Here is a 7,563-nt window from a genome sequence, read left to right as displayed (position 1 = left end):
GGTGGCGATAGCGAAGAGGTCACACCCGTTCCCATGCCGAACACGGAAGTTAAGCTCTTCAGCGCCGATGGTAGTCGGGGGTTTCCCCCTGTGAGAGTAGGACGCCGCCAAGCAGTTTTATTATTTCTACCATGTTTGTTTATGAAGCTTATATTATTCCGCAGTAGCTCAGTGGTAGAGCTATCGGCTGTTAACCGATCGGTCGTAGGTTCGAATCCTACCTGCGGAGCCATTGCTTCCATAGCTCAGCAGGTAGAGCACTTCCATGGTAAGGAAGAGGTCAGCGGTTCGAGCCCGCTTGGAAGCTTATCTAAAATACGTTGATCTTATGCAGTTTCCGCGAAATATGGAACTGTTATTTTTTTTGTCTAAAATAGGTGGGTGTCATACGGGTGGCAAATTAGAGAATTTCTCTAAAATGTCCCCGTTTTTAATATATTATTGATTGCATCAGCAACTAAAATATCTGATTCACGATTAGCGTGAGTGTAAATATTCAACGTGGTTTGGACGTTAGCATGTCCAAGCCTCCGAGAAATAGCTTTAATGTTTAATCCAGGTACTTTCCCAATTTGATTTATTAACATTGTTGCGTGTGAGTGTCTCATATCATGAAGACGTCCTGGCTTAATATTGTGCCTCTTAGTGAATCTCTGCCACCAAGTATTAGGTGAGGTAGGATACTGGGGTTGCCCCATATCCCCACCAAATAACAAAAGCTTATCTGTTCCTCTCCACAGTTCACCCAACAGTAATTTATTTTTCTTGATCTCTCGTAGCAAAATAGCTGCTTCTTGCATTATATCAGGTGGCATCGTAACTTTACGGAAAGAGTTACTTTTAGGATCTTTAAAACGATAACCTTTCTTCTTTGTATATTGTAAAGACTCATCAATTCTGACTTCATTAGTATCAAAAAATAAGTCTGTTTCATCGATTGCCAATAGTTCACCTCTACGAAATCCACCAGTAAAAGCAAATTTAATCATAACTCTGTTCCTTAATGGAGCGTGTTCATCTAATAGCATAAAGATTTCCTTTATTTCTTCTTCAGTATAAATTTCATATTCATTGTACTTTTGTTTTGGCCGCTTTACGTTTTCAGCAGGGTTTTCTTTTATGATTTTCCACTCAGCTGCTCGCCCTAAGATATCTCTAATGATTCGATATCTTGCATGAATGCTTGACGTTGAGACATCATTTTCCCGTTGGTATTCTTCTAAGAAATTTAATATGTGAATCGGCTGAATCTCATCCAAGTACATGTCTCCAAAATAAGGCTGTATTTCTTTCCCCATAATATATTCATAAGTTTCACGAGTTTTATCATCGAGATGATCCAGGGCATATTTTTTCTCCCAATCCTCTATAAACATATTGAATGTGCGTTTGTGCGGTGTGATATAAGCGCCGGCTTCAACTTCTGTTTTGAATTTATACCATTCGCTTTCTAGGTAATTGCGCAGCTTTTTAGTGGTTTTTAATAAAGCAGGATCCTCTATTCTAATTGTTTTGACCTTTCTTTTACGCTTACTCTTTGTACCAATATCAACAACTAATCGAAATGACTTTTCGCCTCTTTTTTCAATTGTTGGCATATAAGATTTTCTCCCTTTCTTGATTTTTTTGAATCATGAATGATTGATATTTAAAGCTGAATAGCTTACGAAGGTACATATCTAGTCTTTTTTCTGCAAAAGGATAAGTAACTTGAAATAGATCAGATATGAGACTTATAGATTCCCGCTTGGTTGCAGGTAATCTGATGTTTTTCAGCATAAAGCTAGGTACAGCAAAGTGATACATAAAGGCATTTGCTTGATTCTCCTGTAATTCTCTAAAAAGTGAGGGTAATTTGTATTGAACACCCACATGATTTATGTGATGGCACAGTTCATGGGAAAAGTCTTCCCATTGCTTTTTTTTGGATAATCGCGAATCAAGAATAATGCAAGCCATTCCCAGCAGCTTTACTGCTACAGATGAACGGTTTTTGTAATGAACTATTATTTTTAACCTATCTGCAATTAGTTCCAAGTCCCATGAACCAGGCTTTGTAATACCGATTCCGGTGTAAATTGTCTGTATTCTTTCCTCAAGAAGTGATAAATGATACAAGGTAAAGCCTCCTACTAACGAAGTGCAAACTTATGTTCGGTTTTATTTTCTAAAGAAAAGCCCCAAATAGGGCTTGTTTTTAATGCTCTAAGTTAATTTTTAAATCTAGATCGTCACCTAAAGCATTGGCGTCCTCATCAACCGGAAGGGAGATTCTTAGCCGAATTGAATCTAAGTCTTTTATATCCTCTTCATTTTCAAAAATATAAAAGACGGATCCACTATCATTTACTTTCCCCACATACTCTCCAAGAAATTTGTCACTTTCGTCAGAAGACGGCTCATTGATTTGTACCCCAGTGCTTGTTGCTAACTTTGCATCATCTGGGCCGAAATAAACTACTTTATCTGATGTATTTTCTGCTTCTAGTTGAACCTCAATAAAAGGTGTTTGTTCGTTGGCCACAGCGGCAATTACTTTTTTTACAGTTACTTGCATCGGGCCAGTTTTCGCAGTAGCTTCTTTATTGCTGATGGCCATTACTTTGGCTGTACCGCCATCAATCTCATATACATCCCCAACTTTTTCAGGTCCATTAGTAGAGATGTCTTGGCTTTCTGATGTGTTGGTATCAGTTGCATTGTTTGTGTCTTTTGATGATGTAGAAGACTCTTCACTATTTTTGCATGCTGCGAGCAATATCAGTGAAGTAATTAATAGTAAAGTCCCCAATTTTTTGAACAATTTTAGTTCCCCTTTTTACTCCAGTTATGTTTTCTTAATCTTTCAATTAACTCAATGAATGTTAAACAGTTTGTTTTACAGCACGCATCCATGACAAACCCTTGATATATCTATGTTTTCAGAGAGTGCAAAAAGTTTTATTTAACACTTAGGTTTCTTTTTATTAAACAAATGTTTAACAAATGTTTTACCAGAAGAAGAATTAAAGAATTAAGAATAAAGAATAGCTGCTACTGTTCATCGAACCCTTTTTTCAAAAGATAATCCAAAAGTTCTTTTGCTTGTTCTTTAGTGATTTTTCCATCACGACCAGCAATTAGGGTTTCAGGATCATTTAAAAGTTCATCTATTTGAGAGTCGTTTGAATTTCCCTTTAACAGATAGTCTGTTGTGACATCCAAGACCTCAGCTAACTTGATTATTTCTGAATCAGTAATAGGTCGAGTGCCTTTTTCTATACGGTTCATAACAGCATAATTTAGGTCTATACGGCGGGCTAGTTCCCTTTGGGACCAACCTTTTCTTTCTCTTAATAAAACTATCCGATCGCCTATATTCATTGTTTTCACCACTTTCTAAGTAAGACAAATGATAACATGTTTCCGTTATGGAAATAAAAAAAGTTTCTAAATTGTAAACAAAACTTGTTGACATTTCTGTTTTAGAACTGTATTATGTGGTTACAAAGTTTCTGAAACAGAAACGAAAGGAGTGAAAGATATGCAGAAACTCGATTTAGTTTTTATCAAGAATAGACGAATCGAATTAAAAATTTCTCAGCGAGATATGGCAATAAAGCTAGGATTTAAAACTGGTTCAAGTTATTTAAAGTATGAGCAGGGTGTTTATGCATTTAAAGCAGAGCAATTGCCAACCTTAGCGCAACATTTAAAATGCAAAATCACAGATTTTTTTGCTGAAAACGTTTCTGATTTAGAAACAAATAGTGCTTAGGAGGATTTCATTATGAGCAACAAACCATTAAGCCCTCAGGAAGCTGCTAGTGTACTGAGGGTTCATAAAGAAACCATTTATTCCTTGGTTAGAAATAAGGAAATTCCGCATTTCAGAATTGGAAAGAAAATATTTTTCCGACCAGAAACCCTAAATGCTTGGATAAGCCAATTAGAACAGAACAGTGTTGATGATTCTGCTTAATATCTTTTAACTAAAGTTTACCAATTTACGGTTAAAAATTTGGTAGAAAAAGGAGAGGTTTAAAGTGAAATTTGGTAGAGCACCGAAAGCACTAAAAAGCGCTCGTAAAGAGGCGGAACTTACACAACAGCAGTTATCTATGGACGATGAATTATTTCTTTCACGTGAATCTGTATCTCATCAGGAATGCGGCCGCCACAAAGTTCAGGCGGAGGTGGCCCAGTATTTTGCTGAGAAACATAATGATCCGCGTCCTGCTCTTGAAGCTGCTTCTGATTATACAGGGTGGGGACCTTTAATCCTGGACGGGGAAACAGCCGATTTGCACAGGGTGAACCTTCTTGTTCAATCCAAGATACAAATGACAGAAGCCTTGGACGCCCTACAAAATTCAGTCGAACATATTTCAGTCAATCCTAAAACTTTGTCAGATACAAAAATGATTGAGAAATCGATTCAGGAATGTTTAGACGTCATAACAGCTTTAACTCAGCTAATCGTTGTTCTATGTAAGGAATACTCAATTTCATGGGTGAAGATGTGGGGCAAGCATAAAATGAAGCTTTTAACGAGGGGGTTAATCAAAGGTGCTTCTTGAGGACATGGTTTTGAAACAACACTCTAATTCAGCAAGACGAGAACAAATTTTTATTGAGGAATACTCAAAGCTTTTGATCAGTGATGTTGCTAACGGAGATATAAAAAAGGCGAACGAAAGGATTAATGAACTTCGCAAGTCTGTAAAACAACTAGATCACTACATAAAATCCAAGCGAGACTTCGATCGCATTGTAGAAGTTATACCGTCAAAAGATTTTTTTGAAAAAAAATTAGAGGGGATGATTTAAATGAAATTTGTATTATCTGCAAGCCGTTTAATGAAAGCTTCTGAGGTTGTGAATCATTGTCGGGAAGTAAAGAGGAATCCAGCACAGATTCTTCTGGTGAATGCCGAGGCGAAGAAGGCTATTGAAAATATAAAAAAGCAGCAAGCTCCTACACTCACTGCTTAAGGAAAATATAAAACGTTATGAAAGTATTATATCGCTCTTTATTGAGCACGGCAAGCTTGTTCTTGTCGTCAGGCCAGGGGGAGATCTTTTTTATCCATCCTAAACCCCCTTTATTTTACCACCATCCTCTCTCTGGTCTGACGATGCGTACAAGCATCAGAAAGGAGGATTTTCGGTGTTTAACCTGGTTATTCCGCCAAGGAAATGCCCTAGTTGCGGAAAGGTCGAAGAACGATCTTACAAAATTTATTGCAGCAATTGTGAACACAAAATTCCTGATAGTGTTCAGGAACTACTTCAAAAAGCCAAATAAAAAAGCTCGCTTTGCAGAGCGAGCCGTAGAAGGTGTTACAAACTTTGGTATTGATAGTGTACTGTATCACCTTCCAAAAATCAAATCTTTGGAGGTCTTTGACAAATGAATGAGGTTATTTACACTGAACCATTTAGTGATCGTCGTCGCGATCAAATTAATCTTGTTACTGTTGGTGGATCAATTTCTTTTGATCTTAAGGGGAATACATGTTTTCACTTCCCAACAGCTGAGGCGCGAAATGAGTATCTTTCTCTCAAGTCTGCAGAGAAAGGACGTGAAGCGAAATGAAGAAGAAAATTAAACTGCTCAAATTAGAACTTCGCAATTTTAAGGGAGTTAGACAGTTTACTCTCGACACTCAAGGCGAGAACGTCAAGGTCTACGGTGATAATGCAACAGGAAAAACAACTTTGTTTGATGCTTTTATTTGGCTCTTATTCGATAAGGACAGCCAAAACAAAAAAGATTTTCAGATTAAAACTCTCACAAAAGAAAACAAGCCTATTAGCGGGCTGAATCATGAAGTCAGTGGCTTGTTTTTGATCGATGGAGCTGAATTGTCTCTGAAGAAGGTGTACTCCGAAAAGTGGACAAGAAAGCGGAGTAGTGCTGAAGCCGTATTCTCTGGACATACCACTGACTATTTTATTAACGAAGTGCCATCAAAGAAAAAAGAGTTTAATGATCGAGTCAGCTCAATTATTGAAGAAGATAAATTTAAGCTCATTACTTCTCCATCATTCTTCAATGAGCAATTGAAATGGCAAGACAGACGGAAGATTCTACTTGAGATTAGCGGCGATGTAACAGCCGAGGAAGTATTCAGTAAAAACCCTTCTGTGGCTGCCTTGGAAAGTGTCTTAAATAAACGTTCGCTTGAAGAGCATAGAAAGGTGATCGCGGGAAAACAGCGCGAGATAAACAAACAGCTCGATGCAATACCGGTAAGAATCGATGAAGTCCAGCGCACAGTCGAAGATACATCTGGTCTAGATGAACAAGAATTACATGACGAGATAAATTTTCTTCAAAAAGAAGTTGAGTCATTGGAGGAGAAACTTCGTTCAGCTCGTAATGGTGAAGCTATTTCTGAGAAGAGGAAAGTAATTCTCCAGCTGCAGAATGATCTTCAGGAAATCAAAAATGGTCATCAGGAAAAAGAATACAAAAAGATCAATGAGATTAAAGAGCAGCTATATCCTGTGAAAAGCAAGATTGATGAAATTTCAATGGAGATTAAATCGAATCAGCGGCAGTTATCACTTGAAAAAGACAATTTGGATCGATTAAATACGGAAATCGAGTCGCTGCGCCAGAGTTGGTGCGACAAGAATGAGGAGACGTTTGATCAACATCAAACTGAATGCCCTACATGCGGCCATGAATTACCGAAAGAAAAAATTGATCAAGCCATTGAAAACTTCAATTTTCATAAAAGCCTAGCTTTAGCTGAAATCAATGAAAAAGGCAAGTCGGTTAAGAGTCAAAAAGAAAAGTCTGAGGATGCTATTCAGGAATTAGAAGCTGCAATATCTAATTTGCAGGATGCCTATAAGAGTGAAGAAGAAACTTTATTATCACTTGAAAAAGAATTAGAGGGCGTGCAAAGCAATAGATCAGATATTTCAGCGGATCCAATTTATCAAAATAAACAAGCTGAGATCGAAGCCATCCAGAAGGAAATTCAGCAATTAGAATCTTCCACAGATCAAGCCGTTCAATTGATTAAGGATGATATCACCAGTAAAAAACAAGAGATTCTGCTGCTTCAAAAAGATCAAGCGAAAATTGAGCACGCAAGGCAAGCTAATGATCGAGTAAGACAGCTTGAGCAGGAACAAAAAGAGTTAGCAGAACAATATGAACAGCTACAACATCAACTCTTTTTGACTGAAGAATTTGTTCGCACTAAGGTGCATCTCCTCGAAGAGAAGATAAACAGTAAGTTTAAATATGCTCGTTTCAAGCTCTTCAAGGACCAGATCAACGGGGGACTGGAAGAGACATGTGAAACCCTTTATGAAGGTGTGCCGTATTCGTCCGGCTTAAACAATGCTGCACGTATTAACGTTGGGTTAGACATCATTAATACCCTTAATGATTACTACGGACTCACTGCTCCTATTTTCGTTGATAACTCTGAAGCGGTGACGAAATTGATCAACACAAATTCACAGATCCTCAGTCTGATTGTTTCCGAGAAAGATAAACAGCTTCGTGTCGAGTTTCAAGACGAACTAGTTCAGGAGGCAATCTAATGGGAGCCTATTACA

Annotated in this window: 12 protein-coding genes, 2 tRNA genes and 1 rRNA gene; 11 read left to right on the top strand and 4 right to left on the bottom strand. The window is 37.7% G+C overall.

Annotated elements, in window-relative coordinates:
* From rrf to MOB98_RS19035, 3 genes are all read left to right on the top strand, one after another.
* Window positions 1-113, top strand: a 5S ribosomal RNA gene (gene rrf, locus MOB98_RS19045); the annotation flags it as partial.
* Window positions 114-157: 44 nt separating this feature from the next.
* Window positions 158-232, top strand: a tRNA-Asn gene (locus tag MOB98_RS19040).
* 2 nt (window positions 233-234) lie between these two features.
* Window positions 235-307, top strand: a tRNA-Thr gene (locus tag MOB98_RS19035).
* Between the two features lie 106 nt (window positions 308-413).
* Here the strand turns inward: MOB98_RS19035 and MOB98_RS19030 are convergent.
* The 4 genes from MOB98_RS19030 to MOB98_RS19015 all read right to left on the bottom strand — a co-directional run bounded on the left by MOB98_RS19030 (window position 414) and on the right by MOB98_RS19015 (window position 3,363).
* The gene (locus tag MOB98_RS19030) at window positions 414-1,598 is read right to left on the bottom strand and encodes a tyrosine-type recombinase/integrase (protein ID WP_268362237.1); all 1,185 of its coding nucleotides are present in this window, start codon (window positions 1,596-1,598) and stop codon (window positions 414-416) included.
* Window positions 1,585-2,118: an ImmA/IrrE family metallo-endopeptidase gene (locus MOB98_RS19025; RefSeq protein WP_268362235.1), complete on the bottom strand. Its 534-nt coding sequence runs from the start codon at window positions 2,116-2,118 to the stop codon at window positions 1,585-1,587. The genes MOB98_RS19030 and MOB98_RS19025 overlap by 14 nt, the downstream gene beginning before the upstream one ends.
* A 79-nt stretch (window positions 2,119-2,197) precedes the next feature.
* Window positions 2,198-2,803 (bottom strand): hypothetical protein, encoded by a 606-nt coding sequence (locus tag MOB98_RS19020; protein WP_268362233.1) that lies wholly within the window; start codon window positions 2,801-2,803, stop codon window positions 2,198-2,200.
* A gap of 230 nt (window positions 2,804-3,033) precedes the next feature.
* On the bottom strand, window positions 3,034-3,363 hold the full coding sequence (locus MOB98_RS19015; protein ID WP_268367120.1) for a helix-turn-helix domain-containing protein: 330 nt from the start codon (window positions 3,361-3,363) through the stop codon (window positions 3,034-3,036).
* Window positions 3,364-3,523: 160 nt separating this feature from the next.
* On the opposite strand from MOB98_RS19015, the gene MOB98_RS19010 reads away from it, so the two are divergent.
* The 8 genes from MOB98_RS19010 (at window position 3,524) to MOB98_RS18975 (ending at window position 7,548) form a co-directional block, all read left to right on the top strand.
* The gene (locus MOB98_RS19010) at window positions 3,524-3,757 is read left to right on the top strand and encodes a helix-turn-helix domain-containing protein (RefSeq protein ID WP_044430524.1); all 234 of its coding nucleotides are present in this window, start codon (window positions 3,524-3,526) and stop codon (window positions 3,755-3,757) included.
* Between the two features lie 12 nt (window positions 3,758-3,769).
* On the top strand, window positions 3,770-3,961 hold the full coding sequence (locus tag MOB98_RS19005; protein WP_044430522.1) for a helix-turn-helix domain-containing protein: 192 nt from the start codon (window positions 3,770-3,772) through the stop codon (window positions 3,959-3,961).
* A 64-nt stretch (window positions 3,962-4,025) separates the two neighbouring features.
* Window positions 4,026-4,559, top strand: coding sequence for a helix-turn-helix domain-containing protein (locus MOB98_RS19000; protein ID WP_268363002.1), 534 nt, complete (start codon window positions 4,026-4,028; stop codon window positions 4,557-4,559).
* Window positions 4,549-4,809, top strand: a complete 261-nt coding sequence (locus tag MOB98_RS18995) for a hypothetical protein (protein ID WP_044430518.1) — start codon at window positions 4,549-4,551, stop codon at window positions 4,807-4,809. The genes MOB98_RS19000 and MOB98_RS18995 overlap by 11 nt, the downstream gene beginning before the upstream one ends.
* Window positions 4,810-4,974 carry a hypothetical protein gene (locus MOB98_RS18990; protein ID WP_014112369.1) on the top strand — a complete coding sequence of 55 codons (165 nt, stop codon included), beginning with the start codon at window positions 4,810-4,812 and terminating at the stop codon, window positions 4,972-4,974.
* 17 nt (window positions 4,975-4,991) lie between these two features.
* Window positions 4,992-5,396 (top strand): hypothetical protein, encoded by a 405-nt coding sequence (locus MOB98_RS18985; RefSeq protein ID WP_268363004.1) that lies wholly within the window; start codon window positions 4,992-4,994, stop codon window positions 5,394-5,396.
* Window positions 5,393-5,578 carry a hypothetical protein gene (locus MOB98_RS18980; RefSeq protein WP_103031400.1) on the top strand — a complete coding sequence of 62 codons (186 nt, stop codon included), beginning with the start codon at window positions 5,393-5,395 and terminating at the stop codon, window positions 5,576-5,578. The genes MOB98_RS18985 and MOB98_RS18980 overlap by 4 nt, the downstream gene beginning before the upstream one ends.
* Window positions 5,575-7,548, top strand: a complete 1,974-nt coding sequence (locus MOB98_RS18975) for an AAA family ATPase (protein WP_268363006.1) — start codon at window positions 5,575-5,577, stop codon at window positions 7,546-7,548. The genes MOB98_RS18980 and MOB98_RS18975 overlap by 4 nt, the downstream gene beginning before the upstream one ends.
* Window positions 7,549-7,563: the final 15 nt, after the last annotated feature.

Origin of the sequence: Bacillus sp. N13C7 (genome assembly GCF_026790065.1) — a bacterium.
In the GTDB taxonomy this organism is placed as follows: domain Bacteria; phylum Bacillota; class Bacilli; order Bacillales; family Bacillaceae; genus Bacillus.
The sequence above is the reverse complement of the archived record's forward strand: the minus strand, read 5'-3'. Positions and strand labels throughout refer to the sequence as shown.